We start from the raw sequence: 973 nt of genomic DNA on the forward strand, positions 1-973 counted from the left end.
GCGATAGCCTGAGCTTCCTGCTGCCAGCCCTGCGCCAGCGTGCGCACCAGGGCATCATAGCCGTCCTCACCCTGTTTCAACTCCAGGCTGAAAGGCCGTTTGATCAAGCGCCCCTGGCGGTTCAGCACCCACTCGCCGCGAACGATCGCCTTGCCGTCAAAGCGGCCATGGAAACCGCTGATGGTCACGTTCAGCACATCCTGATCGCTGCTCATCGGCTGCGAAGAAACCACCCAGCCCGGCAGCGCGCTACTCAGGTTGGTGACCAGCGTTTGCTGCAGCTGCTGGTCAAGCGGGCTGGCCCACAGGTTGTTCTGCGCAATCACATACTGCACGTCGTTGGTTTGATACACTACGCCGCTCTGCGCCAGATAATCCGCCACGCTCACGTGCTCCAGCCACAGCTGGCGCGTGGAAGCGCCGCTGCTGCCGGCCGCGGCCGGCGCCCCCAGCGCCGGCAACTGATAGTAGGTCTTCTGTGGCGAACTGCTGCAAGCGCTGAGCAACAGCGCCAGGGCTACCGGGATCCATTTCATCATTTCGTGGCCTTCTTCGGCTGAGGGTCAGTGCTGCCGGCGGCTTCAAACACCAGCGCGTTGCTCTTCTCATTCAGGGTGCGCAGCACCGGTTGCAGCTCACGCAACACCTGGTCGAGGCGCTGCATATCGCCCACCATCTTGTTGTAAGCCGGTGAACCTGGCTGGAACCCTTTCATGCTGCGGTTCAGCTCCAGCAGCGTTTTTTGCATGTCCTGCGGCAGCGCCTGCATCTCTTTGCTGGCGATGATGTCGTTCAGCGACTTCATGGTCTGCTGCGTCGACTTCATGGTTTTCTGACTTTCCGCCAGCGTCTTGGTCGCTTCGTTGAGCATCGGATTGATCGGCATCGCGTTGATCTTGTCCAGCGTCTGCATCAGTTTCTGCTGGATCTGCGCCAGCCCGCCGCTGGTGGTCGGCATCAGCGGATAACCGAA

1 protein-coding gene and 1 pseudogene are annotated in these 973 nt (G+C 60.9%); both read right to left on the bottom strand.

Translation table 11 applies throughout. The features are described from left to right. Window positions 1-539, bottom strand: a 539-nt coding sequence (gene pqiC / locus HMPREF3138_RS06795; protein ID WP_038874496.1) for a membrane integrity-associated transporter subunit PqiC, incomplete at its 3' end; no start/stop codon positions are given. Further along, window positions 536-973, bottom strand: a pseudogene (locus tag HMPREF3138_RS06800) (paraquat-inducible protein B); the annotation flags it as partial. The pseudogene HMPREF3138_RS06800 and the gene pqiC, both read right to left, overlap by 4 nt.

It is taken from the genome of Serratia sp. HMSC15F11 (genome assembly GCF_001808215.1).
GTDB lineage: Bacteria > Pseudomonadota > Gammaproteobacteria > Enterobacterales > Enterobacteriaceae > Serratia > Serratia nevei.